The organism is Rhizobium sp. BK619 (assembly GCF_014195245.1).
GTDB lineage: Bacteria > Pseudomonadota > Alphaproteobacteria > Rhizobiales > Rhizobiaceae > Rhizobium > Rhizobium acidisoli.
Window position 1 is genome coordinate 119,763 of sequence record NZ_JACIBH010000012.1, and the last position, 23,329, is coordinate 143,091.

The following is a 23,329-nucleotide window of genomic DNA, read 5'->3' on the forward strand; positions in this document are numbered from 1 at the left end:
CAGGAATTGCGCTCGGGCTCGAAATCAGGGCGGTTTTTCGATGGGCCGATGCGCAAGCTTCAAACAATTCCAGGAAAAGTGCTTTGCGGTTTTCCGTCCGGAACTGCGTAAGAACAAAGCCTAGAGCAGCGACAGCTGCACGCCGCTGCCATCCGGCGGCACGAACAGGTCGTCGCGTAGCGGCATGCCGCGCCGCGTCAGACCGAAACGTCGGGCGGCCATTTCAAACCGCCGGGCGATCTGCCAGGCATAGGGACCGGCGCCCTTCATGCGTTTGCCGAATTCGGCATCATAATCCTTGCCGCCGCGCATCGAGCGCACCAGCGACATCACATGCCGGTAGCGATCGGGATAATGCTGCAGCAGCCAGTCGCGGAAGAGCGGGCTGACCTCGAGCGGCAGTCTCAGGATGACATAACTCGCCTCGGCGGCGCCGGCAGCCTTGGCCGATTCGAGGATGCGCTCCAGCTCGTGATCGTTCAGCGCCGGAATGAGCGGGGCGGCCATCACCGCCGTCTGGATGCCGGCTTCCGACAGGGTGTGAATGGTCTCCAGCCGGCGCGGCGGCGTGGCGGCGCGCGGCTCCATCGTCCGGGCAAGCTTGCGGTCGAGCGTGGTGACGGAGATACCGACGCGCACCAGGTTCTTCGCCGCCATCTCCTGCAGAATGTCGAGATCCCGCAGGATCATCGCCGACTTGGTGACGATCGATACTGGATGGTTCGCCTTGTTCAAGACCTCGAGAATGCTGCGCATGATGCGCCATTCCTTTTCGATCGGCTGATAGGGGTCGGTATTGGTGCCGATCGCGATCGCCCGCACCTTATAGCCCGGCTTGGCAAGCTCCCGCTCCAGCAGCTTTGCCGCATCCGGCTTGGCGAAGAGTTTCGTCTCGAAATCGAGCCCCGCCGAAAGCCCCATATAGGCGTGCGTCGGCCGGGCGAAACAATAGATGCAGCCATGCTCGCAGCCGCGATAGGGGTTGATCGAGCGATCGAAGCCAATGTCAGGCGATTCGTTGCGGGTAATGGCCGTGCGCGGCTTCTCGATCTGCACGTCCGTCTTGAACGGCGGCAGCTCTTCCAGCGTCTGCCAGCCATCGTCGAAGGTCTCGCGCTGCAACGCCTCGAATCTGCCTGTCGGGTTCAATCCCGCCCCGCGCCCACGACGCCTATCGACCTCGATCCGCAGCCCGGAGGATACGATCATCGCATCGGCAATATCTGCCGTATTGGCAGGCGCAAATGCGGCCTGCCCTGCCAGGGACTGCTCTCTCATCGGATTCTCCCGCGGCAAAAGCCATCGCTTCCGCCCGTTTTGATGATTAAATTCCTATCCGCAAAACAAGAACAATGCAAGAACAAAATGCGGAAAACGCCGCTGGCAATAATTTGTGCGGCGCATTATGAATGGGCAATGTTGACGGTTGTTCTCGAATGTCAGGATCAGGAAGCTGAGCTGGCCCAGACTTTATCGGTATTGGTGGCAGGCGCGGTGGAGGGGCTCGTCAGCGATGTGGTCGTGCTCGATCACGGCTCGCGCGACGGCAGCTCGCGGGTCGCCGACGCCGCCGGCTGCCGGTTTTATTCGCAGTGGGATATCAAGGACATCGTCCGCTCCGCCCGCGGCGAATGGCTGCTCTTCGTCGAACCCGGCGCACGGCCTCAGGCCGGCTGGATCGACGAGATCGCCGAATATATGGCGCTGAACAAGCTGCCGGCGCGCTTCACCGCCTCGCGCGGCTACCGGCGCCCGTTTTTCCAGCGCCTCGGTCGCGCCGTCCCTCCGCTGGAGCTCGGTTTGCTGATGCCGAAGAGCGAGGCGCTCGCCGCCGCCACGAGCGGCATGCGGCTGGCCGAATTCGTCAAGAGCCGCAAGCTGCGCAAGCTCTCAAGCGAACTGATCCCCGCCTGGGTGGCGCGCGCTGCGCGGTAGAACACGAGAAACTGCCCCTCACCCCTAACCCTCTCCCCGTAAACGGGGCGAGGGGACTTGCCCTGCGAGATGTTGGCGAGGGACGGAGAGGTTGCGGCTATTCCCCTTCGCCCCGTTTACGGGGAGAAGGTGGCGGCAGCCGGATGAGGGGCAGCCAGCAGTGATCACGCGCTCACGATCGCACAAAGATGGCGCCCAATCGGATTTTGCGCTATAATTCCGCCATGGCGCCGTCGAAGCGCCTCGCTTCGCAACGGATGGCCATGAATGCCGGTGGACGGCAGAACAGGTCGGCGACAATCTCCTCTTCTGCCGGGTTCCCGGCGGAAGGAGGTGCGTCATGGTACGCGATATGGCTTACGGCCTGCTGGCCGTCATATTGCCGACATTGGTGATCGCGCATCCGCATTCGGCAGCATCACAGACGATGCTCAGTTGCGCAGGCCGATCCGAGGTCGTCAATTTCCTGGACAAGAACTTCGCTGAAAAGCTGACAGCGGTCGGACTGGTCAACGAGAACGCCGTTCTCGAGGTCTATGCCGCCGAAAGCGGCACCTGGACGCTCGTGGTCACGGATGTTCACGGCATAAGCTGCATTCTGCTGTCGGGTGACAGCTGGGAAACGATGCCCACTCTGCCGGGGCTTGCCACATAGCCAATGCCAGCGGCAAGCAGACTATGTCTTGGCGCCGCGTTTCAGGTGTTCGTCCAGACGCGGCATGATCTCGACGAAATTGCAGGGCAGGCTGCGGTAGTCGAGCTGTGCTTTCAAAATGCCGTCCCAGGCATCCCGGCAGGCGCCGGGCGACCCCGGCAGCGCGAAGATGAAGGTGGCGTTGGCAACGCCTGCCGTGGCGCGCGACTGGATCGTCGCCGTGCCGATCTTCTCGTAGGAGATCCGGTGGAAGATGGCGGAAAAGCCGTCCATGCGTTTTTCGAACAAAGGCTCCAGCGCCTCGGGCGTCACATCGCGGCCGGTAAAGCCGGTGCCGCCAGTGGTGATGACGACGTCGATCTCATCTAGCTCGGTCCAGGCCTTCACCCGGGCGGCGATTTTCTCGCGATCATCGGGCACGATCGCCCGGTCGACCAGCCGGTGGCCCGCCTCGGTGATTCGCGCCGCCAGCGTGTCGCCTGACTTGTCCGTTTCCGGCGTGCGCGTATCCGAGACGGTGAGAACCGCAATGCCGACGGCGATGAAGGGCCGCTTGTCGTCCAGACCTGCCATCACATGCCTCCCGAAACCGTTTCCGTCGCCTGGAAATACCAGTCGGGCCGCTCGCCGTGAAGGGCTGCCGCCGCCTCTTGCGCCTCAGCCATGCTCGCAAAGATCCCGAAACAGGTGGCGCCGGAGCCGGACATGCGGGTCAAAGGCGCGCCGCGGGCCTGCAGCATCGCCGAGATGACCGCAATCTCGGGCACCAGCTGGCGCGCCGGCGGTTCCAGGTCATTGCGGGCGGCATCGATCACTGCCAGCCAGCCGGCACTCCCGGATAGACCGGGCGCCAGGCTCAGGGCCGGATTGTTCTTCGTTGTCAGCCGACGGAACACCTCGGGCGTCGACATACCCTTCAGCGGATTGGCAAGCACCATGGCAAAGGCCGGCAGATCAGCCACGGCCTCGATCTCCTCACCGATGCCGCGGGCAATCAGTGGCCGGCTTTCAAGGCACATCGGCACGTCGGCGCCGAGCTTCAGCGCCAGACTGGCAAGCGCCTCCACCGGCAGGCTCATGCCCCAGAGCCGCATCAGCCCGCGCAGCGCCGCGGCCGCATCGGCCGAGCCGCCGCCGATGCCGGAGGCAACAGGCAGGTTCTTTTGCAGGTGGATATGGACGGGGAAGGCGAGGGCGCCGAACTGCTCGCGCAGGAGATCGCGCGCCCGCAGCACCAGATTGGTGCCGCCGTCGCCGGCCAGCATCTCGCCGAAGCGACCCGACAGGGTGAAGGCGTCGGTCTGGGCAGGCAGGAAGCCCAGCCGGTCGCCGCAATCGGCAAAGGTCACCAGCATGTCGAGCAGATGATAGCCATCTGCCCGCTGGCCTGTCACATGCAAAGCGAGATTGATCTTTGCGCGCGCCTCTTCGGTGACGCCGAAAGCCTCGGCCAGGCCCGCTTCAGGCATGTTTGTCGTCCGTCAGGATTTCTTGTCGACCGGCGGCGGCGTGACCGGGGCCGGATCCGGCTGCTTCTTGTCGGCCGCCTTGGCATCGTCGCTGACGGCGGGCAGGCCATTGGCGACCTTGTCCTTGATCTTCGGGATCTCGGCGGCTTCCGGCTCGGAGGCGAGCGCCCGGTTCCACTGATAGACGGCCTCGAGCTTGCGGCCGACGCGCCAGTAGGCGTCACCCAGATGGTCGTTGATCGTCGCGTCGCCGGCCTTGATCTGGGCTGCCCGCTCCAATTCGTCGACGGCATCGTCGAAACGGTTGAGGCGGAAATAGGCCCAGCCGAGCGAATCGATGATGTAGCCGTCGTCGGGGCGAAGGTCGACGGCCTTCTTGATCATGCCGAGACCTTCATCGAGGTTACGGTTCATGTCGATCCAGGAATAGCCGAGATAGTTCAGCACCTGCGGCTGGTCGGGATTGAGTTCGAGGGCCTTGCGGAAATTCGGCTCCGCCTGGTCCCACTTCTTCAGCCGCTCATAAGCGATGCCGCGCTGGAAGAAGACGCTCCAGTTGGCGCGGCCGGGAATCGGGCCAATCGCGTCGACGGCCTTGTCGTAATTGGCCGCCATCGCCTCGTAGTCCTTGGCGTCGGAGAGCACGCTGCCATAGGCGAGATAGCTGCGGATGTCCTTCGGGTCGGAAGCGATCAGCGCCTGCAGGTGCTTGCGCGCCTCGTCCACCTTGCCGCCCTGGGCAAGGGCAAGGCCGAGCTGCAGCTCGGAGATGCGCCGCATCGGCGAATTCTCCGGCACCTTCTTGTAGAGCGCAATGGCGCGGTCCATCTGGTTCTGCTTCTCGGCGATGCCGCCGAGCAGCACCAGCGTATCGGCGCTGTTCGGGTCGAGCGCATTGGCGGTCTGCAGGTAAAGCGAGACGATGTCCTCGGCGCCGTCGCGGTTCAGCGCGCCGCCGACCGAAAACAGCACGCCGGCAGCGCCTTCTTCGGCCGTCTTGACCTGCTGCTCTTGCTTCTCGTCTTTTTCGATACTGTCGCGCAACGCGTTCAGCGGCGCGTAGTTCGGCAGCAGGTTGTCGCCGACGGAAACGGCGTCGAGCGCCTTCTGCTTATTGCCTTGTGTCGCTTCTAGACGGGCAAGCGCCATCACCGCGCGCATGAAGGTGTCGGGTGCGGTCGCACCTCCCTCCTTGTCGAGCACGGCGTCGTTCAGATGCTTCCGGGCGGATTTTACGTCACCGGTGGCGATGGCGATCGCGCCAGCATTATAATTCTGGAAGATGCGGACCCAGTCCGGCCCCTTCATCTTCTCGACCATGGCGAGCGCTTCCTTGCCGCGGCCGGCGCCGACGCGGGCCCAGGCGAGCAGCAGGTCGTTCATCATCCGGTCGAGATCGTTCGGCCCGTTATATTTGAGAATGCTCTCGGCGGTCTTGTAATCGTCGCGGCGCACGGCATCCATGCCGCGCACGATCGTGGTAATGCGCTCGACAGAGGGATCGCCCTTCAGGTCGTTGGCATATTTGACGCCGTCCTTGATGTCGCCATTGAGCAGCAGCGAGATCATCAGCCGCTGGCGGATCTCGGGATTGCCGGGCTCGATCTGCAGCGCCTTCTTGTAGAGTTCGATCGCCGTCTCGTAGTCATGATCGACATCGGCCGTGCGCGCCGCAAGGAAGGCGCCGGAGAAGGTGGTAACGCTATCGGCATCGAAGCTATCGGTCTTCGCCACATCGCTCGGCTTGGCCGCATCCTCGGCATTCGCGCCGCCGACACCGCCCAGCGAAAGGACAGCGGCAAGCGCTGCGCTTGTAAGAAGACGGATGGCAATTCTCTGCCGCATTAGGAAACCTTTCTTCGACAGCGTCCCGACAATGGTGCCGGTCGCAAAACCAGTTGTGTTCACTGATTCATAACAGGATGGCTTTTTTGAAGCGGCGCCGCAAGAAATTCAGCCTAAGATCAAGGACGTTTGATCAATTGACGCGCTCGATGCAGAAGTCGATCACTTCCATCAGGGAGGATTTCCAGACCGTATCGGGCAGCGGCGCCAGCGCATCCCGTGCGATCGTGCCGTAATGGACCGCCCGGCCGATCGTGTCGGAAAGCGTGCCGTATTTGGTGATCAGCCCCAGCGCTTTTTCGAGGTTGGCATCGGTGCTGTTGCCGGCTTCGATCGCATCGCGCCAGAAGGCGCGCTCGTCCTCGGTGCCGCGGCGATAGGCGAGAATGACCGGCAGGGTAATCTTGCCCTCGCGGAAATCGTCGCCGACATTCTTGCCGAGATCGGCCGCCTTGCCGCCGTAATCGAGCGCATCGTCGACCAGCTGGAAGGCGAGCCCCAGATTCATGCCGTAGGATTTCAGCGCGTTGCGGCCGGATTTGCCGGCCTCGGCGACGATCGGCCCGACTTCGGCGGCGGCGGCAAACAGCGCCGCCGTCTTGGCGCGGATGACCGAGAGATAATCGTCCTCCGTCGTCTCCATGTTCTTGGCGACGGAAAGCTGCAGCACCTCGCCTTCGGCAATGATGCAGGCGGCGGAAGACAGCACGTCGAGCGCATCGAGCGAGCCGACATCGACCATCATGCGGAAGGCCTGGCCGAGCAGGAAGTCGCCGACCAGCACGCTTGCCTGGTTGCCCCAGATCATCCGCGCTGTCGATTTGCCGCGGCGCAGGTCGCTTTCGTCGACGACGTCGTCATGCAGCAGGGTTGCCGTGTGCATGAACTCGACCGAGGTGGCGAGCTTGACGTGGTTTTCGCCGCGGTAGTCAAACAGCGAGGCGGCCGCCAGCGTCAGCATCGGCCGCAGCCGCTTGCCGCCTGAGGAGATCAGATGGTTCGCCACTTCGGGGATCATCTGCACGTCGGAGCCGGCCTTGGACAGAATGAGCTGGTTCACCCGCTCCATATCCGCCCTGGTGAGATCGACCAATGGCTTGATGGATGCCAGTTTGTTTTTGCTTTCTTCAAGCGGTATGACCACGCCCAACGACCCGGACTCCTGTTCATTCTTTGCATCTGACAATAGAAAGGGGCGATGGACGCGGCAAGGGGTGAATTGTCGCGCAAGGCGAAATTGGAAGGAAAACGACGGCAAATGCATGAACTTATCCGCGCCAACGACGCCGTTCTGCTCTCCTTTGCCGAGAGCTTGATGAAGGATGCCGGAATTCACTGCTTCATCGCCGATCAGGGCATGAGCGTGCTGGAAGGTTCGCTCGGCATGCTGCCGCGCCGTCTGCTGGTCGATGAGGAGATGGCCGATCAGGCCCGCCGCATCCTGATCGATGCCGGCCTCGGCGACGAATTGCGCGACAGGACGTGAGGAAGGGATGACCGGCGAGCCCGCCCAAACCATCGATGCCTTCCATCGCGGCGCCTTCCATGTGGTGCAGCCAAGCGGCAGGGGTCATCGCTCCGGCATGGATGCGATGCTGCTTGCCGCCCTTGTTGCCGACGACCGTCCGGTCAGGGTCGCCGATCTCGGCGCCGGCGCCGGTGCAGCCGGCCTTGCCGTCGCCTCGCGGCTTGCCCAGGCGGAGGTGGTGCTGTTCGAGCGCTCGGCCGAAATGGCCGATTACGCCCGCCGCAGCATCCTCCTGCCCGAAAATGCGCATCTCGCGGCCCGCGTCGGCGTTATCGAAGCCGATGTGACGCTGACCGCCAAGGCGCGCAACGATGCCGGCCTGATCGATGAGAGTTTCCACCACGTCATCATGAACCCGCCCTTCAACCATGTGGGCGACCGGCGCACGCCGGATGCGCTGAAGGCCGAAGCCCATGCGATGACCGACGGCCTGTTCGAAAGCTGGATCCGCACGGCGGGTGCGATCATGATCCCGGGCGGGCAATTGTCGCTGATCGCCAGACCCCAGTCGATCGCCGAGATCATTGCCGCCTGCGGCCGGCGCTTCGGCGGCATCGAAATCACCGCCATCCATCCGCGACAGGGTGAAAACGCCGTGCGTATCCTGGTGACTGGTATCAAGGGCTCGCGGGCGCGGCTGTCGCTGCGCGCACCGCTGATCATGCACGAAGAGGGGAGCCACAAGTTCTCCCCTCTCGTCGATGATTTCAACAATGGCCGGGCGGCCTATGCCCGGCTTTAGGCCGGTTCAGTTTCCGCGCGATTGCTTTAGCCGGTGACGAAGTCGAAGAGCAGCTTGACGTTCAGGCCGGCAATCACGATCGCGATCAGATAGGCAATGCCGCTCAGCCAGCGCGGCGCCACGAGCTCGCCCATCTTGGCCTTGTTGGCGGTGAACATCACGAGCGGGAAGACGGCGAAGGAAAGCTGCAGGCTGAGCACCACCTGGGTGAGGATCAACAGCTCGGCCGTGCCTTTGTCGCCATACCAGATGGTGACGATTGCCGCCGGCACGATGGCGATGGCGCGGGTGATCAGCCGCCGTATCCACGGCTTCAGCCGGATCTTCAGGAAGCCTTCCATGACGATCTGGCCGGCAAGCGTTGCCGTCACCGTCGAGTTGAGGCCGCAGCAGAGCAGCGCAATGCCGAACAGCGTCGGCGCGATGGCGAGCCCCAGCAGCGGCGACAGCAGCGAATAGGCGTCGCCGAGTTCGACGACATCGGTTTTGCCGTTTGCATTGAAGGCGGCAGCGGCCAGGATCAGGATCGAGGCGTTGATCAGCAGCGCGAAGCACAGAGCCACCGTCGAGTCGATCGTCGCAAAGGTCAGCGCCTCCTTCTTTTCGGGAACGGTGTGGCCATAGGCCCGCGTCTGAACGATGCCGGAGTGAAGGTAGAGATTGTGCGGCATGACGGTTGCACCGAGAATGCCGAGCGCCAGATAGAGCATCTCCGGATTGGTGACGATCTCCGTCGTCGGGAAGAAGCCGGTGACGACGGCGCCCCATTGCGGGTCGGCCAGCAGGATCTGCACACCGAAGCAGATCGCGATGACGCCGAGCAGGGCGATGATGAAGGCTTCCACCCAGCGGAAACCAAGCTTCTGCAGGAAGAGAATGACGAAGACGTCGAGCGCGGTGATCAGCACGCCGAGTTCGAGCGGGATGCCCATCAAGAGGTTGAGGCCGATCGCCGTGCCGATCACCTCGGCGATATCGGTGGCGATGATGGCGATCTCGGCAAAGGCCCAGAGCGGCACCGAGACATATCTGGGGAAGGCGTCGCGGCAGGCCTGCGCCAGGTCGCGGCCGGAGGCGATCGCCAGACGCGCGCAGAGCGATTGCAGCACGATCGCCATCAGGTTGGAAAGCAGCGCGACGGTCAACAGCGCATAGCCGAATTTCGAACCGCCGGCGAGCGACGTCGCCCAGTTGCCGGGATCCATGTAACCGACCGCGACCATGTAGCCGGGTCCGGCGAAAGCCGCCGCCCGCCGCCATCTGGAGCTGTGACGCCCGGTTCCGACGGTGCGGTAGACATCCGATAGCGACGCCTCGCCGCGTTCGTGCCGCCAGCCGCGGTTTGCATTCGGATTCAGGGCGTCCATGCGATTTCCACCTATTAGTCGTGAGTGGCACTATGACGAATTAGAATGATAATGCAAGTCATTCGCAACAAGAAAATCAATCCGGTGTTTTCAGGCCCCAATGTTTTCAGGCCCGATGTTTTCGAGAACGCGGCCATTGCGTTTGTCGTTCCAGCGCATACATGGATGCCGATCGTCATTGACGCGATCGTGCGACCCGAAAGCGAAGGATTAGAGATGGCCGGATTCTGGAGAAAGCTGCTGCCGAAACGGTTCCGCAAGAACGGCATCACCATCCCGGTCGTCAGATTGCAGGGGCCGATCGTCAGCGGCGGCGGCCCGTTTCGGCCGGCCCTCAATCTCGCCAATGTCGCTCCGGTTCTGGAAAAGGCCTTCGCCATGAAGGACGCGCCGGCGGTTGCCATAACGATCAATTCGCCGGGCGGTTCGCCCGTCCAGTCCCGCCTGATCTTCACCCGCATTCGCGAACTCGCCCGCGAGAAGCAGAAGAAGGTCCTGGTCTTCGTCGAGGATGTTGCCGCCTCCGGCGGCTACATGATCGCGCTCGCCGGCGACGAGATCATTGCCGACTCGACCTCGATCGTCGGCTCGATCGGCGTCGTCTCCGGCGGTTTCGGCTTTCCCGAACTTTTGAAGAAGATCGGCGTCGAGCGCCGTGTCTATACCGCTGGCGAAAACAAGGTGATCCTCGATCCGTTCCAGCCGGAAAAGGAAAAGGACATTGAATATCTGAAGAGCCTGCAGCTCGAAATTCATCAGGTCTTCATCTCGATGGTGCGCGAGCGCCGCGCTGGCAAGCTGAGGGACGATGCGGCGGTCTTCTCAGGCCTGTTCTGGAGCGGCACGCGCGGCCTCGAACTCGGCCTCGTCGACGGCCTCGGCGACATGCGCCAGGAATTGAAGCGGCGCTACGGCCAGAAGACCAAGCTGGAGCTCGTCGCCGCCGGCCGCGGCCTGTTCGGCCGCCGTGTTCCCGGCGTGTCGCCGGTTTCGCTCGAAAGTGCTGCATCCGGCCTCGCGACAGGGCTTGTCGAAGCGGCGGAAGAAAGAGCATTGTGGAGCCGCTTCGGACTTTGAGGGGAGCAAGAGAGGGAAATGGCGCAGCTTATCACCATCCTGGTCCTGGTGTTCTCAGCCTGGTGGCTCTACCGCCGCTTCGTCTCCGACGCCCGCAAGCTCGCGGAAAAATCGCGCCGCGCCGAAAGGGAACGCCAGACCGGTGCGATCGGCACGCTGGTCAAGGATCCGGTCACCGGGGAATATCGGCTGAAGCGGGATGAGGAATAGGGCGTCGCTAGCTGCCCCTCATCCGCCTGCCGGCACCTTCTCCCCGCATGCGGGGCGAAAGGGACAAGCCGCGAGCTCTCCGTCCCCACCGACCTCTCTCGGGGCAGGCGACAGGGTAGCGTCTCTCGACATGCCCCCCGCAAAACCCTTGACCCCCGCCGCCCTCCATGGCACCTGTCGCCCCGATAATCCCCATGCAATCGGTGCCGTGTCATGTCAGCTATCCCAGACCATATGAACCCGAAGCGCTCCTTCCAGGCGCTGATCCTGACCCTGCATAGCTACTGGGCGGACAAGGGTTGCGCGGTGCTGCAGCCTTACGACATGGAAGTCGGCGCCGGCACCTTTCACCCGGCCACGACGCTGCGTGCGCTCGGCCCCAAGCCGTGGAAGGCTGCCTATGTTCAGCCGTCGCGGCGCCCGTCCGATGGCCGCTACGGCGAGAACCCGAACCGCCTGCAGCATTATTACCAGTACCAGGTGATCCTGAAGCCGAACCCGCCCAATCTGCAGGAGCTCTATCTCGGCTCGCTGGCGGCGATCGGCCTCGATCCGCTGCTGCACGACATCCGTTTCGTCGAGGACGATTGGGAAAGCCCGACGCTGGGCGCCTGGGGCCTCGGCTGGGAATGCTGGTGCGATGGCATGGAAGTCTCGCAGTTCACCTATTTCCAGCAGGTCTGCGGCATCGAATGCGCGCCGGTCGCCGGCGAGCTGACCTATGGCCTCGAACGCCTCGCCATGTATGTCCAGGGCGTCGACAATGTCTACGATCTGAACTTCAACGGCCGCGAAGGCGACGAGAAGATCAGCTATGGCGACGTCTTCCTGCAGGCCGAGCAGGAATATTCCCGTCATAATTTCGAATTCGCCAATACGGAAATGCTGCATCGCCACTTCGTCGATGCCGAGAAGGAATGCCGGGCGCTGCTCGACGCCGGCGCGCCTGCCGACAACGCCAACCAGCGTTTGCACAAATGCGTCTTCCCGGCCTACGACCAGTGCATCAAGGCCAGCCACGTCTTCAACCTGCTCGACGCCCGCGGCGTCATTTCGGTCACCGAACGCCAGAGCTATATCCTGCGCGTGCGCACGCTGGCCAAGGCCTGCGGCGAAGCTTTCCTGCTGACCGACGCCGGCGGCGTCAATCTGGGCAAAGAGGCGGCGTGACGCAAAAGCCTGTCAGCCGTATCATCCACATCAACGGCTGGCCAGGCACCGGGAAGCTGACCATCGGCCGTTTGCTGGCGAAAAGGCTCGGCGTCCGGCTTATCGACAATCACATGCTGCTCAATCCGGCAGAGGCTCTTTTCGCCCGCAGCAACCCTCTGCATGCATCGCTGCGAGGGCAAATTAGGCGGGTGGTTTTCGACCATGCCGTGCGCACCGATCCGGCTGAAAGCTTCGTCTTCACCGATGCTCTTTCGGATGACGAGGATGATAGTGCGATGTGCTCCTGGTATCTCGATCTGGCTGCCGCCAGGGGCGCGGATCTGGTTGCGGTTCTCCTCGATTGCGCGCCGGAGGAGAATGCCAGGCGCCTTATCTCCCCCGGCCGGTCCGAGGCGCTCAAGCTGACGGATACGGCGAGGCTTCAACAGCTTCGGGCAAACTATAAACTGTTGCGCGGACTGGCTGAACACACCGTCGAAATTGATACGACGGACTTTTCGCCGGAGCAGACGACGGCCCGAATTCTCGCGCATATCGGTGTTTGACGGCAGCTGGGAATCCTGCGTAGTCTTCGCACCAAGATTACTTCGTTGCAGGGGGATTCGCGATGTATATTGCGCTTGGCGTCATCGTTTTGGTCGCACTCTATGTCGTCTTCATCTACAACGGCCTTGTTCGCTCCCGGCAGATGGCTGAAGAAGCCTGGTCGGGCATCGACGTGCAACTGAAGCGTCGCGCCGATCTGATCCCGAATCTGATCGAGACGGTCAAGGGTTATGCCGCCCATGAAAAGTCGACAATCGAAGAGGTAGTTGCGCTCCGCAACAAGGCACAGGCGGTGCCATCGGGCGATGTCGCCGGCAGGGCGCAGGCGGAAGGGCTGCTCGGCCAGGCGCTCGGCCGGGTCATCGCGCTTGCCGAAGCCTATCCCGATCTCAAGGCCAACCAGAATTTTGCCGAGCTGCAGGCCTCGCTCGAAACTATGGAAGGCGAGTTGCAGATGGCGCGGCGTTATTACAATGGCGCGGCGCGCGACCTGAACGTCAAGGTCGAAAGCTTCCCCTCCAATCTCGTCGCCGGCCAGTTCGGTTTTGCCAAGCGGGAATACTTTGAAATCACCAACGAGGCCGATCGCGCCGTACCGTCGGTTAAGTTCTGACCTTTGTCTTTGCACAAAAGCTGGTATGAGCAGTGCGACATGGCCGTTTGCGGCGGCTGCAATGGACAGAAGAGACAAGCGAAATGAGTAAAGGCAAGCTCACCATCATCCCGCCGGGCAAGCCGCTTTCGGGCCGGGCCATGCCGCCGGGCTCAAAGTCGATCACCAACCGCGCGCTGCTGTTGGCAGGCCTTGCCAAAGGCACGAGCCGCCTGACCGGCGCTTTGAAGAGCGACGACACGAAATATATGGCCGATGCTCTCAGGGCGATGGGTGTGCAGATCGACGAGCCCGATGACACGACTTTCGTGGTGACAGGCAGCGGTAAGCTTCTTCCGCCGAAAGCCCCGCTCTTTCTCGGCAATGCCGGGACGGCGACGCGCTTTCTGACGGCTGCGGTGGCCTCGGTCGAAGGCACGGTTGTCGTGGATGGCGACGAGCACATGCGCAAGCGGCCGATCGGCCCGCTGGTCGCAGCACTCAAGTCACTTGGATTGGATGCTGAGGCGCCGACCGGCTGCCCGCCGGTGACCGTGCACGGCAATGGGCACTTTGCTTCGGGCCGCGTCGAGATCGATGCCGGTCTCTCCAGCCAGTATGTTTCGGCCCTTCTGATGGCTGCTCCGCTTGCCAAGCAGGGCGCCAATGCGCCTGTGACCGTTGCGCTTGCCGGCACCGAGATCGGCGCCCGCGGTTATGTCGACCTCACCCTTGCCGCCATGGAGGCCTTCGGCGCCGAGGTGAAACAGCTCGATGCCGCGACCTGGCGTGTCAAGCCGACCGGCTACACCGCAGCCGACTTCGTCATCGAGCCGGATGCGTCTGCCGCGACCTATCTCTGGGCGGCCGAAGTGCTGACCGGCGGCAAGATCGACCTTGGTGTGCCGAACGACGCCTTCACTCAGCCGGATGCCAAGGCCTATGAGACGATCGCCCAATTCCCGCACCTGCCAGGTGAAATCGACGGCTCGCAGATGCAGGACGCCATTCCGACCATCGCCGTACTTGCCGCCTTCAACGAAACGCCGGTTCGCTTCGTCGGAATCGCCAACCTGCGCGTCAAAGAATGCGATCGCATCCGGGCGCTTTCCACCGGGCTCAACAATATCCGCGAAGGCCTGGCCGTCGAGGAGGGTGACGATCTGATCGTCCATTCCGATCCTGATCTCGCCGGCCAACATTTGCCGGCCGAGATCGACAGTTTCGCAGATCATCGCATCGCCATGAGCTTCGCGCTCGCCGGTCTGAAGATCGACGGCATCACCATTCTTGATCCCGATTGCGTCGGCAAGACCTTCCCCGCCTATTGGCGGACGCTGGCTGCCCTCGGCGTGACATATCAAGACAAGGGTTGAGGAGAAGCAGCCGAGGCTGCCGGCGGGGAGACAGGGATGGAACGTCGGTTTTTCGGATTTTGTTTGGCTCTGCTCTTGATGCTGGCCGCCCCGGCGGCCTTCGCCGCCGAGGTCATCGACAATTTTGCCTCCGCCATCCAGCTGGAAAAGAGCGGCGCGATGACGGTGGCGGAGACGATCACCGTCAATGCCGAGGGCAACCGGATCAATCACGGCATCTTCCGTGACTTCCCGCTCTATTTCACCGATGCCGAAGGCCGTCGCCGCAGCGTCGATTTCGACATGGTGTCGGTCACCCGCGACGGCGAGGAGGAGCCATGGCACACGGAATCGATTTCCGGCGGCATCCGCATCTATGCCGGTTCCGCCGATGTGTCGGTGACGCCGGGCCGTCACCGCTACGTCTTCACCTACAAGACCAACCGGCAGATCCGCTATTTCGACGATCATGACGAACTCTACTGGAACGTCACCGGCAATGGCTGGATCTTCCCGATCCGCTCGGCGACGGCAACGGTGACGCTGCCACCGGGTGTCACCGCCACCGAGACGACGTTTTTCACCGGCCCGCAGGGTGCGACGGGAAAGAACGCCCGCGTCAGCGAGACAGGGGCCGGCCTTGTCTTCGCCACCACTGCGCCGCTCGATGCCAACGAAGGGCTGACTTTCGCAGTCCGCATGCCGAAGGGGTCGATCGATCCGCCGAGCGCGGATATGGAAAGCACATGGTGGCTCAAGGACAACCGCAATTATTTCATCGGCTTCGGCGGCTTGATCCTGGTTTTCGCTTATTATCTCAGATCATGGCTGAAGGTCGGCCGCGATCCCGCCCGCGGCGTCGTCGTGCCGCGCTGGGACGCGCCTGACGGCATCTCGCCGGCGTTGGTCAACTACATCGATAATAAGGGATTTTCCGCCGGGGGTTGGACGGCGCTTGCTTCAACCGCGCTCAATCTTGCGGTACGCGGTTATGTCAAGCTCGAAGACCTGAAGAACTCGATCGTCATCCGCGGCACCGGCAAACCGCTCGGCAAGGAGAAATTCCAGGCCGGCGAGGCCGAATTGCTGAGGGTCGCCGGCGGCGCCGGCGCGACGCTGACGATCGACAAGGCCAATGGCGAGCGGGTGAAGTCCGTCGGCCAGAGCTTCCGTTCGGCGATCGAGAAAGAGCATCGCGGCAAATATTACAATTCCAACATCGGCTACACCACCGGCGGCATCGCGCTCAGCGCCACCGCCCTGGTGGCGCTGTTCGTTTTCGGCTCGCTGCAGCCGGACACGATCGCGCTGATGCTGGTCCCGACGGCGATCTCGGTTTTCGTTGCTGTCTTCTTCGCGGGTTTCATGAGGTCGATGCATCGCGGCAACTCGCTGTTCGGCAAGATCGTCGCCATCATCGCCACGGCGGTCGGCGTTTTCGTCGGCATCAGCATTCTGGCCGTCGTCGTCCTGGCGCTTGCCTCGTCGCTGGTGCAGCTGCACGAAACGCCGATGCTCTTTGCCGTCGGCGGCATCGTGCTGCTCAACATCCTCTATTTCTTCATCATGGGCGCGCCGACGCCGCTTGGCGCCCGGATGATGGACGGTATAGACGGCCTGCGCCAATATCTGACGCTGGCCGAAAAAGACCGGATGAACACGGCAGGCGCGCCTGAAATGTCGCCGCAGCATTTCGAGACGCTGCTGCCCTACGCCGTGGCGCTCGGTGTCGAGAAACCCTGGTCGCGCACCTTCGAGACTTGGCTTGCGGCAGCCGCGGCCGGTGCGGCCGCCGCCTATGCGCCCGCCTGGTATTCCGGCAATTTCAACAGCGGCAGTTTCTCCGACCGCGTCGGCGGCTTTTCCTCGTCGATGGCCTCGACCATCGCCTCGACCATACCCTCACCGCCGCCGTCGAGCTCGTCCTCCGGTTTTTCCGGCGGCGGTTCGTCCGGCGGCGGCGGTGGAGGCGGGGGAGGCGGGGGCTGGTAAGCTTTCCCGCTTGACCTTTCGCCCCTTGGCCCTTAACCGCCAGAGGCAAAAGGAAAGGGTGGCGCATGAAGGTTCTGTTGATCGGATCGGGCGGACGCGAGCATGCGCTCGCCTGGAAGCTGTCGCAATCGCCGTTGATGACGGAATTCTACGCCGCGCCCGGCAATCCCGGCATTGGCGAACACGCCGTGCTCGTGCCCGTCAACATCGAGGATCATGAAGCGGTCGCCGCCTTCTGTAAGGACAAGGCGATCGATTTCGTCGTCGTCGGCCCCGAGGCGCCGCTGGTGGCCGGCCTTGCCGACCGGCTGCGCGCCGATGGCCTTGTGGTTTTCGGACCCTCGGCAGCCGCCGCCCAACTCGAGGGCTCCAAGGGCTTCACCAAGGATATCTGCGCCCGCTACGGCATTCCGACAGGGGCCTATCAGCGCTTCAACAATGCGCCGAAGGCCAAAGCCTATATTCGCGATCAGGGCGCGCCGATCGTCGTCAAGGCCGACGGCCTTGCCGCCGGCAAGGGCGTGACGGTGGCGATGACGCTGGATGAAGCTTTGGCCGCCGTCGATGACTGTTTCGAAGGCGCCTTTGGCGCGGCCGGCGCCGAAGTCGTCGTCGAAGCCTATCTCGACGGCGAGGAGGCGAGCTTCTTCTGCCTCTGCGATGGGAAGAATGCGCTGCCGCTCGCAACCGCCCAGGATCACAAGCGGGTGGGCGAGGGCGATACCGGCGTCAATACCGGCGGCATGGGCGCCTATTCGCCGGCGCCCGTGATGACCGCCGAAATGGTCGAACGCACCATGAAGGAGATCATCGAGCCGACGATGCGCGGCATGGCCGAGAGCGGCCATCCCTTCTCCGGCGTGTTTTTCGCCGGGCTGATGATCACCAGCAAGGGGCCGGAGCTGATCGAATACAATGTCCGCTTCGGCGATCCCGAATGTCAGGTGATGATGATGCGGCTGAAGAGCGATCTGCTGCCGCTGCTGCTCGCCACCGCCAACGGCACGCTTGATCAGGTCAGCGCCGAATGGAGCGACGATCCGGCCCTGACGGTGGTCATGGCCTCGAAGGGCTATCCCGCCGCCTACGAGAAAAACACGCCGATCCTCTCCCTGCCTGAGGCAGGCGAGGGGGAGAAGGTGTTTCATGCCGGCACGGGCCTGAAGGACGGCGCGCTGGTTGCGACCGGTGGCCGCGTGCTGAACGTCACCGCGTCAGGCGGCACGGTCGCCGAGGCCAAGGACCGCGCCTACGCGCTGCTCGACAGGGTCAGATGGGAAAACGGCTTCTCCAGGCGCGACATCGGCTGGCGGGCGATCGAGCGTGAAACAGGCTCGGACATAGTATAAACCGCCGCGTTCTTTAAATTTTTACCCTTTCCCCTGACGGGATGGAAACAAAGCTGCGCTATACCGCTCTCATAGTGAGACGGAGGTGCATTGATGCGTCAGATTTTCCTCGGTGCGGCAGTCCTGCTGATGGCAGGTTCGGCGATGGCCTCCTCCATCGAGGTGATCGGCAAGACCGCGGCGCCGGCTGACGGCAGCATCGTCACCGAAAGCTGTGCCGCTTGCCCGCCGCTCCAGGCAGAACTCATCAAGAAGGACTACACGGTACCGGAGCTGAAGCCCGGTGTCCTCCAGGCGAGTGAAGTCCGCGATGTCGGCGGTGAAAAGAAGATCTATCGCACCGAAGGCTGGATGGGCGGCTCGCCCGTCGTCTTCGTCAGCAAGGCGACCCCGGAAGCGATGATCGCCGCCGCGCCTTCAGCCCCATCCGCGGATGGCATCGATATGAGCGCGACGACCGCAGCCGTTATCGGCGGCGATGCCAAGCCCGTTGTGGCCGGCATGGCGGAACAATCGGCAGCCCTGAACGTTTCCGAATTCAAGCTGCGGTTCTGAAGCAATTTCAGCAAGCGCAAGTTAAAGTTCCCTGCCCCTGCCCGATCAAGGTTTCGATCGCTTGGGGTTCCACCTCGGGTGGACCGAATGCACCCCCGAAGAGAAGCGGGGGTGCATTCTCTTTTGTGGGTGATACCGAGGGCGGTTTGCCTCCGGATGGCGGAAAATAAATCTTAAGAACGTTAAACAGTTGAGACCCAGCTATCGGTGAAAATCCGACGGGTTTGCTTCGGGCGCGACCCCTGAAATTTTAGGGAAATTCATGGCATTTATAATAAAATTAAAGCTTTCTTATTGGGTGAGCCTCAATTGTTCATCGCCGGTCGCAGCATGTTGTTTGAGCAGCGGTAGATGCGTCGCCGTTTTGGCGCGCTCGCACAGGCGGTAGGAAACCGCACCGGACTGCACACACCGTTCCCGTTGCGAGGCGTCATGAAAAATCTGAAAATATCCAAGCAGCTCATCCTGCTGGTCGTCGGCCTGATGATCGCCTTCGCGGTCGCCACATCCCTGCAGATCCGCTCGTCGGTCGATGCGATCTACAAGGAGCGTTATGACATGCTCCGCGCCGAAGTTCAGTCGGCGGTCTCCGTTCTCAAGCTTTACCAGGCCAAGGTCACCGCGGGCGAAATGACGCTCGAAGAGGCGCAGAAGCAGGCCTACGCCACCGTCAACGCGATGAAATACGATCCCGATGGCTATTTCTTCGGCTATAGCTACGACATCCAGATGATGTTCCACTTTGATGCCTCGAAAATCGGGCAGGTCAACAAGGGGCAGCCGGACAGCAAAGGTAAGCTCTATCGCGAAGAGCTGGTCAGGCTCGGGCAGCAGGGCGGCGGTCTCGTCGAATATTATTCCACAGCCAAGCCGGGCCAGCCGGCCGGCGATTTTCGTAAGACGGCCTATGCGCAGGCCTTCGACCCCTGGAAGGTCGTGGTCGTCACCGGCGTCTACATGGAGGATCTCGATGCCCAGATTAACAGCACGATCCTGACCGCCCTGTCCGGCAGCATCATACTGTTCTTCCTGGCTATTGCGGCCGCTTATCTCGTCATCCGCGGCATTTCCGGCCCTCTCAACAACGTCCATGCCGCCCTGAAGGCTGTGGCCGAAGAGGACGTTTCCATCGCCATTCCGCATACCGGCATGAACAACGAAGTCGGGATGATGGCCAAGGCGACGCAGTCGCTGCAGGAAAAGATCCGCGAACGCCATGCGATGTCGGATCGCGAGGCGGCCCAGCAGCTGGCGCTGGAAAACGAGCGCGAAAACAATCAGCGCCAGCAGCAGGACGAGACGGCGCTCCAGGCCCGTGTGGTGGCGACGATCGGCCAGGCGCTGGAGATGATCGCCCGCGGGGATCTGACTGTCCGCTGCGCCGATCTCGGCCAGAAATATGCTGCCCTGCGCGACAACTTCAACGATGCGCTGTCGCATCTCGAAGCCGCCATGGCCAAGGTCAGCGCCAAGGGCACCGACATCGGCACCAGCAAGGAAGAAATCCGCCGCGCCTCCAACGAGCTGTCGCAGCGCACCGAGCGCCAGGCGGCAAGCCTCGAGGAAACCTCGGCAGCCCTCGACGAACTCACCGTCGCCGTCCGCCAGACGGCCGATGGCGCCCATGAGGCGAGCAAACGCGTCCACTCGGTCAGCAACGAGGCCACCCACAGCGATGCGATCGTCGGTCAGGCGATCGAGGCGATGAGCGGCATCGAGAAGTCGTCGTCGGAAATCACCAAGATCATCGGCGTCATCGACGAAATCGCCTTCCAGACCAACCTCCTGGCGCTGAATGCCGGCGTCGAGGCGGCCCGCGCCGGTGATTCCGGCAAGGGGTTTGCCGTCGTCGCCCAGGAAGTGCGCGAACTCGCCCAGCGCTCCGCCGCCGCGGCCAAGGAGATCAAGGACCAGATCGCCCGCTCCTCCAGCCAGGTCGAGCACGGCGTCCGCCTGGTCGGCGAGGCAGGCGAGGCGCTGAAGCGCATCTCCGACCAGATCAAGGCTGCCAACGAGATCGTCGCCAAGATCGCCCACAGTGCCTCCGAACAGGACACGACGCTGCGCTCGATCTCGTCGTCGATGAACCAGCTCGACGCCGCCACCCAGCAGAACGCCGCCATGGCCGAGGAAACCACGGCATCGGCCGAAACGTTGGCCAGCGACACCGACGAGTTGATCAATCTGATCCGCGGCTTCCGCGTCGGCAGTGCCGGCGCGGCTCCGGCCATGCAGGGACGCCGCGCCGCTTAAACGGCCCGCGAGTTCCATCACCAGAGCCTGCGGCCGCCGGTTTCCAGCGGCCGTGCTGTTTTTGGGAGGCACTTTGGTGGTCGGACTGACAAGGCGACCGCGAAGCAAAATGTGCGAGTGGTTTGCGTGGGATCACGTAAACAAAATGCGGCAAATAAAATCAGCGCGTAGTTTGCGATTTGCCACGTCGGCTCCCCACTCTCCGTCGTCCTCGGGCTTGACCCGAGGACCCATGGCCGCAAGCGCTGAGGTCGCGTCAAAGCACCCGACCCAACCCGCTCTCACCCCGAGATCTTCGAGAAATCCGCCACCGTTCCCGTCGCTTCGCGGATCAGCCGCAGCAGAGCCAGGCGGTTGGCGCGAATGGCGGCGTCCTCGTCGTTGACGAGCACGTCTTCGAAGAAGCGGTCGACCGGGCCGCGCAGCTTGGAAAGGGCTGCCATCGCCGAGCGGAAATCTTCGCCGGCGACGGCATCGGCCGCTTCTTTCGATGCGTCTGAAATCGCCGCGAACAGCTCCTTCTCGGCGTCGAGTTTCAGCAGCGCCGGTGAAACGGCATCGGCGATCACGGTGCCCTTTTTCTCCTCGGCGGCGAGCAGCTGCGTGGCGCGCTTGGTGCCGGCAAGCAGGTTCTTGCCGTCTTCCGAGGTGATGAAGGCCGTCAGCGCTTCGACGCGGCGCGCGACCATCAACAGGTCGTCGGCATCTGAAGTCAGCACCGCGTCGATCAGATCGTGGCGGGCGCCCTGGTCGCGCAGATAGACCTTGAGGCGGTCGTGGAAGAAGGAGAGGATGTCGAAGAAAGTCTCGGCCGGATCGCCTGCGAATGCAAACACGGTGTCGCCGCCTGTCTTGGCGAGCAGCAACGTCCGGCTCATGATCGTCAGCAGCGGCAGCCTGACATTGCGCTCCAGCAGGATCCTGACGACGCCGAGGGCGGCACGCCGCAGCGCAAAGGGGTCCTTCGAACCCGTCGGCTTTTCGCCGATCGCCCAGAAGCCGATGAGCGTGTCCAGCTTGTCGGCGAGCGCGACGGTGATCGCGACCTTGTCGGCGGGAACGCGGTCCGACGGACCTTGCGGCTTGTAGTGGTCCTCGATCGCGGCGGCGACCGAGGCGTTCTCGCCCTGCAGCCCCGCATATTTGCGGCCCATCAGGCCCTGCAGCTCGGGGAATTCGCCGACCGCTTCGGTGCGCAGATCGGCCTTGGCAAGTACCGCGGCGCGATCGGTGAGGGCGGCATCTGCGCCGGTGATCCTTGCCAGTTCCTCCGCCAGCGCGCGGATGCGGGCGACGCGTGCGCCCTGCGTGCCGAGCTTGGCATGGAAGGTCACGTCAAGCGCGTCGAGCTTGGCCATGCGCTGGTCGAGTGGCTTCTTCAGGTCGAGACCGAATTTTGCCGCCGACGCCGTCAGCGTCTCCGGATCCGGCAGGTCGCCCTGGTCGCGCTTCCAGAAATGCAGCGCATCCGAAAGCCGGGCTCGCACCACCTTGCCGTTGCCGTGGACGATTTCCTTGCCGCCGTCATGCGCCTGGATATTGGAAACCAGGATGAACTTGTTCGACAGCGTTTCCTCGCCCTGCTTGCGGGTGACGAAGCACTTCTGGTTGGTCTTGATGGTCAGTCGGATGATCTCGGAGGGGATCGACAGATAATCTTCCTCGAAAGAACCCATCAGCACCTGCGGCCATTCCACGAGGCCGGAGACTTCCTCCAGCAGGCCCTCGTCCTCCACCAGTTCGAGCCCGTTGGCGAAGGCGATGTCGCGGGCGTCGTGCAGGATGATGTCCTTGCGCCGCTCGGCGTCGAGGATGACCTTGGCCTTCTCGAGGTTTGCCGCATAATCGTCGAAACGGCGGACGGTGATCGCCTCGGGCGCGTGGAAACGATGGCCATAGGTGATGTTGGAGGCGGTGATGCCGTCGATCTCGAAGGGGATGACAACGGTCTCTTCATGCTCCGGGCCGAAGGTGCAGACGATTGATTGCAGCGGCCGCACCCAGCGCATCGCCCCGGGCTTGGAGGAGGCCTTGCCCCAGCGCATCGACTTCGGCCAGGGAAAATCGCGGATGATGCCAGGCATCACTTCTGCGACGATCTCTTCGGCAGCGCGGCCGGGTTTGGAAATCACCGCGACGTAGAAATCGCCCTTCTTCGGATCGCTGACCACCTGTGCCTCGGAGACCGACGAAAGGCCGGCGCCGCGCAAAAAGCCTTCGATCGCCATCTCATTGGCGTCGGTGCGCGGGCCTTTGCGCTCCTCGCGCACGTCGGCCGAGCGCGCCGTCAACCCGTGAATGTCGAGCGCCAGACGCCGCGGCGTCCAGTATTCGCGGGCGCCCTCATAGGAAAGACCCGCTTCGACAAGCGCATCGGTGACGAGCTTCTTCAGGTCGCCGGCAGCCTTGCGCTGCATGCGGGCCGGAATCTCTTCGGAGCGAAGTTCGAGAAGAAGGTTTGGCATGTCACTCTTTTCCTTGCGCCCGCGGGCAGGGCGATCCAAAAACGTTGCTTCTGCTATCAAAGAATGCCGCATCTGCACAACCGCAAAAACGGCGGAGCGCGAAGGGTGGATGGTGGGTAGGCGTTGTGCCGCGTGGCCCCCTCATCCGCCCTGCCGAGCACCTTCTCCCCGATGGGTAGAAGGGGAGGTGCGGCAGCGACCCATTCTTGCCGCTGCCGTTG

21 protein-coding genes are annotated in these 23,329 nt (G+C 62.9%); 14 read left to right on the forward strand and 7 right to left on the reverse strand.

Going from position 1 to position 23,329, the window contains the following annotated elements; all coding sequences use genetic code 11:
- Nucleotides 1–120: 120 nt before the first annotated feature.
- Complete coding sequence (locus FHX14_RS22855; protein ID WP_184378857.1) at nt 121–1,278, reverse strand: PA0069 family radical SAM protein; 1,158 nt, start codon at nt 1,276–1,278, stop codon at nt 121–123.
- Between the two features lie 138 nt (nt 1,279–1,416).
- Between FHX14_RS22855 and FHX14_RS22860 the strand changes: the two genes are divergently transcribed.
- Nucleotides 1,417–1,935: a glycosyl transferase gene (locus tag FHX14_RS22860; protein ID WP_184378859.1), complete on the forward strand. Its 519-nt coding sequence runs from the start codon at nt 1,417–1,419 to the stop codon at nt 1,933–1,935.
- Nucleotides 1,936–2,275: 340 nt separating this feature from the next.
- The gene (locus FHX14_RS22865) at nt 2,276–2,590 is read left to right on the forward strand and encodes a hypothetical protein (RefSeq protein WP_054181431.1); all 315 of its coding nucleotides are present in this window, start codon (nt 2,276–2,278) and stop codon (nt 2,588–2,590) included.
- A 21-nt stretch (nt 2,591–2,611) separates the two neighbouring features.
- Here FHX14_RS22865 and moaB read toward each other — a convergent pair whose 3' ends face one another.
- From moaB to FHX14_RS22885, 4 genes are all read right to left on the reverse strand, one after another.
- On the reverse strand, nt 2,612–3,163 hold the full coding sequence (gene moaB / locus FHX14_RS22870) for a molybdenum cofactor biosynthesis protein B (protein ID WP_054181432.1): 552 nt from the start codon (nt 3,161–3,163) through the stop codon (nt 2,612–2,614).
- Nucleotides 3,163–4,059, reverse strand: a complete 897-nt coding sequence (locus tag FHX14_RS22875) for a 4-(cytidine 5'-diphospho)-2-C-methyl-D-erythritol kinase (protein ID WP_184378861.1) — start codon at nt 4,057–4,059, stop codon at nt 3,163–3,165. Before FHX14_RS22875 ends, moaB begins: the two co-directional genes overlap by 1 nt.
- 12 nt (nt 4,060–4,071) lie before the next feature.
- Nucleotides 4,072–5,904 carry a tetratricopeptide repeat protein gene (locus tag FHX14_RS22880; RefSeq protein WP_003588229.1) on the reverse strand — a complete coding sequence of 611 codons (1,833 nt, stop codon included), beginning with the start codon at nt 5,902–5,904 and terminating at the stop codon, nt 4,072–4,074.
- Nucleotides 5,905–6,037: 133 nt separating this feature from the next.
- Complete coding sequence (locus FHX14_RS22885) at nt 6,038–7,054, reverse strand: polyprenyl synthetase family protein (protein ID WP_003588228.1); 1,017 nt, start codon at nt 7,052–7,054, stop codon at nt 6,038–6,040.
- Nucleotides 7,055–7,162: 108 nt separating this feature from the next.
- Between FHX14_RS22885 and FHX14_RS22890 the strand changes: the two genes are divergently transcribed.
- A complete protein-coding gene (locus tag FHX14_RS22890) occupies nt 7,163–7,390 on the forward strand; it encodes a DUF2007 domain-containing protein (RefSeq protein ID WP_012556751.1) in 228 nt (75 codons plus the stop codon).
- 7 nt (nt 7,391–7,397) lie between these two features.
- On the forward strand, nt 7,398–8,174 hold the full coding sequence (locus FHX14_RS22895; protein WP_012556752.1) for a methyltransferase: 777 nt from the start codon (nt 7,398–7,400) through the stop codon (nt 8,172–8,174).
- Between the two features lie 26 nt (nt 8,175–8,200).
- On the opposite strand, the gene FHX14_RS22900 is transcribed toward FHX14_RS22895, so the two are convergent.
- Nucleotides 8,201–9,541: an Nramp family divalent metal transporter gene (locus tag FHX14_RS22900; protein ID WP_012556753.1), complete on the reverse strand. Its 1,341-nt coding sequence runs from the start codon at nt 9,539–9,541 to the stop codon at nt 8,201–8,203.
- Between the two features lie 216 nt (nt 9,542–9,757).
- Here FHX14_RS22900 and FHX14_RS22905 point away from each other — a divergent pair, with 216 nt between their 5' ends.
- The 10 genes from FHX14_RS22905 to FHX14_RS22950 all read left to right on the forward strand — a co-directional run bounded on the left by FHX14_RS22905 (nt 9,758) and on the right by FHX14_RS22950 (nt 20,643).
- Entirely contained in the window at nt 9,758–10,618 is an 861-nt protein-coding gene (locus tag FHX14_RS22905) for a S49 family peptidase (protein ID WP_003588223.1), read from the forward strand.
- 18 nt (nt 10,619–10,636) lie between these two features.
- Nucleotides 10,637–10,828: a hypothetical protein gene (locus tag FHX14_RS22910; protein WP_003588221.1), complete on the forward strand. Its 192-nt coding sequence runs from the start codon at nt 10,637–10,639 to the stop codon at nt 10,826–10,828.
- A 213-nt stretch (nt 10,829–11,041) separates the two neighbouring features.
- A complete protein-coding gene (locus FHX14_RS22915) occupies nt 11,042–11,998 on the forward strand; it encodes a glycine--tRNA ligase subunit alpha (protein ID WP_184378863.1) in 957 nt (318 codons plus the stop codon).
- A complete protein-coding gene (locus FHX14_RS22920; RefSeq protein ID WP_184378865.1) occupies nt 11,995–12,546 on the forward strand; it encodes an AAA family ATPase in 552 nt (183 codons plus the stop codon). Before FHX14_RS22915 ends, FHX14_RS22920 begins: the two co-directional genes overlap by 4 nt.
- A gap of 62 nt (nt 12,547–12,608) precedes the next feature.
- Complete coding sequence (locus FHX14_RS22925) at nt 12,609–13,160, forward strand: LemA family protein (protein ID WP_184378867.1); 552 nt, start codon at nt 12,609–12,611, stop codon at nt 13,158–13,160.
- Nucleotides 13,161–13,243: 83 nt separating this feature from the next.
- A complete protein-coding gene (gene aroA, locus FHX14_RS22930) occupies nt 13,244–14,515 on the forward strand; it encodes a 3-phosphoshikimate 1-carboxyvinyltransferase (protein ID WP_183697930.1) in 1,272 nt (423 codons plus the stop codon).
- Between the two features lie 36 nt (nt 14,516–14,551).
- Entirely contained in the window at nt 14,552–16,486 is a 1,935-nt protein-coding gene (locus FHX14_RS22935) for a DUF2207 domain-containing protein (protein ID WP_184378869.1), read from the forward strand.
- Between the two features lie 65 nt (nt 16,487–16,551).
- Nucleotides 16,552–17,835, forward strand: coding sequence for a phosphoribosylamine--glycine ligase (purD, locus tag FHX14_RS22940; RefSeq protein WP_179611524.1), 1,284 nt, complete (start codon nt 16,552–16,554; stop codon nt 17,833–17,835).
- A 93-nt stretch (nt 17,836–17,928) separates the two neighbouring features.
- A complete protein-coding gene (locus tag FHX14_RS22945) occupies nt 17,929–18,390 on the forward strand; it encodes a plant virulence effector HPE1-like domain-containing protein (protein ID WP_054181443.1) in 462 nt (153 codons plus the stop codon).
- Between the two features lie 432 nt (nt 18,391–18,822).
- Nucleotides 18,823–20,643 carry a methyl-accepting chemotaxis protein gene (locus FHX14_RS22950; protein WP_184378871.1) on the forward strand — a complete coding sequence of 607 codons (1,821 nt, stop codon included), beginning with the start codon at nt 18,823–18,825 and terminating at the stop codon, nt 20,641–20,643.
- A gap of 281 nt (nt 20,644–20,924) precedes the next feature.
- Here the strand turns inward: FHX14_RS22950 and glyS are convergent, their stop codons facing one another.
- Nucleotides 20,925–23,108, reverse strand: a complete 2,184-nt coding sequence (gene glyS, locus FHX14_RS22955) for a glycine--tRNA ligase subunit beta (RefSeq protein ID WP_184378873.1) — start codon at nt 23,106–23,108, stop codon at nt 20,925–20,927.
- Nucleotides 23,109–23,329: the final 221 nt, after the last annotated feature.

Bases quoted from the DNA above. Each gene is read 5' to 3' on its own strand.
- FHX14_RS22950 (WP_184378871.1), top strand. From the start codon at position 18,823: ATGAAAAATCTGAAAATATCCAAGCAGCTCATCCTGCTGGTCGTCGGC.
- FHX14_RS22880 (WP_003588229.1), bottom strand. From the start codon at position 5,904: ATGCGGCAGAGAATTGCCATCCGTCTTCTTACAAGCGCAGCGCTTGCC.
- purD (WP_179611524.1), top strand. From the start codon at position 16,552: ATGAAGGTTCTGTTGATCGGATCGGGCGGACGCGAGCATGCGCTCGCC.
- FHX14_RS22915 (WP_184378863.1), top strand. From the start codon at position 11,042: ATGTCAGCTATCCCAGACCATATGAACCCGAAGCGCTCCTTCCAGGCG.
- FHX14_RS22925 (WP_184378867.1), top strand. From the start codon at position 12,609: ATGTATATTGCGCTTGGCGTCATCGTTTTGGTCGCACTCTATGTCGTC.
- aroA (WP_183697930.1), top strand. From the start codon at position 13,244: ATGAGTAAAGGCAAGCTCACCATCATCCCGCCGGGCAAGCCGCTTTCG.
- moaB (WP_054181432.1), bottom strand. From the start codon at position 3,163: ATGGCAGGTCTGGACGACAAGCGGCCCTTCATCGCCGTCGGCATTGCG.
- FHX14_RS22910 (WP_003588221.1), top strand. From the start codon at position 10,637: ATGGCGCAGCTTATCACCATCCTGGTCCTGGTGTTCTCAGCCTGGTGG.
- FHX14_RS22860 (WP_184378859.1), top strand. From the start codon at position 1,417: ATGTTGACGGTTGTTCTCGAATGTCAGGATCAGGAAGCTGAGCTGGCC.
- FHX14_RS22895 (WP_012556752.1), top strand. From the start codon at position 7,398: ATGACCGGCGAGCCCGCCCAAACCATCGATGCCTTCCATCGCGGCGCC.
- FHX14_RS22875 (WP_184378861.1), bottom strand. From the start codon at position 4,059: ATGCCTGAAGCGGGCCTGGCCGAGGCTTTCGGCGTCACCGAAGAGGCG.
- FHX14_RS22945 (WP_054181443.1), top strand. From the start codon at position 17,929: ATGCGTCAGATTTTCCTCGGTGCGGCAGTCCTGCTGATGGCAGGTTCG.
- FHX14_RS22890 (WP_012556751.1), top strand. From the start codon at position 7,163: ATGCATGAACTTATCCGCGCCAACGACGCCGTTCTGCTCTCCTTTGCC.
- FHX14_RS22935 (WP_184378869.1), top strand. From the start codon at position 14,552: ATGGAACGTCGGTTTTTCGGATTTTGTTTGGCTCTGCTCTTGATGCTG.
- FHX14_RS22905 (WP_003588223.1), top strand. From the start codon at position 9,758: ATGGCCGGATTCTGGAGAAAGCTGCTGCCGAAACGGTTCCGCAAGAAC.
- glyS (WP_184378873.1), bottom strand. From the start codon at position 23,108: ATGCCAAACCTTCTTCTCGAACTTCGCTCCGAAGAGATTCCGGCCCGC.
- FHX14_RS22855 (WP_184378857.1), bottom strand. From the start codon at position 1,278: ATGAGAGAGCAGTCCCTGGCAGGGCAGGCCGCATTTGCGCCTGCCAAT.
- FHX14_RS22865 (WP_054181431.1), top strand. From the start codon at position 2,276: ATGGTACGCGATATGGCTTACGGCCTGCTGGCCGTCATATTGCCGACA.
- FHX14_RS22900 (WP_012556753.1), bottom strand. From the start codon at position 9,541: ATGGACGCCCTGAATCCGAATGCAAACCGCGGCTGGCGGCACGAACGC.